The organism is Salinimicrobium oceani (assembly GCF_012037645.1).
In genome coordinates this window covers 1-421 of record NZ_JAAVJR010000761.1, presented here as the reverse complement: position 1 = coordinate 421, position 421 = coordinate 1, and the positions used below count along the sequence as shown (strand labels likewise).

Annotated in this window: 1 pseudogene; it reads right to left on the bottom strand. The window is 43.2% G+C overall.

Going from position 1 to position 421, the window contains the following annotated elements:
- Positions 1-345 (bottom strand): annotated as a pseudogene (locus HC175_RS19275) (hypothetical protein); the annotation flags it as partial.
- Positions 346-421: the final 76 nt, after the last annotated feature.

The following is a 421-nucleotide window of genomic DNA, read 5'->3' as shown; positions in this document are numbered from 1 at the left end:
ATCCCAAACCAGGTGAAACGGAAATAACAGCCAGTACTGATCGTTGATGAACCGCTGATCTGTCTGCTCATGTTGTGAAGCTTCCGATTCGTAGTTATAAGTAACAGTGCTGTCGGGAGTGGTCAAGGTTGCTGTTTTATCCTGCGGTCGCCACGTCCAGGCTCTGCTGGTTCTGAGGGTGTCGTTGACTCTGACGTTAAAGGTGTAACGGAGTTCCTTAACGTCTTTGAAGTTTTCAATTCCGTTAGCCTGGGCTATTTTTTGAACTATGGTTTGATCTTGTTGATTATCTGTGCAGGAAAGGACTAGGGCAACCAGGAATAGGAGGAGAGTGAACTTTTTCATTGGATAGGTTTAGTTTTATAAAGATAGCAAAAGTGGGATGAGTTGCTGACAAGAATCTTGAATCCTAAATTTTGAA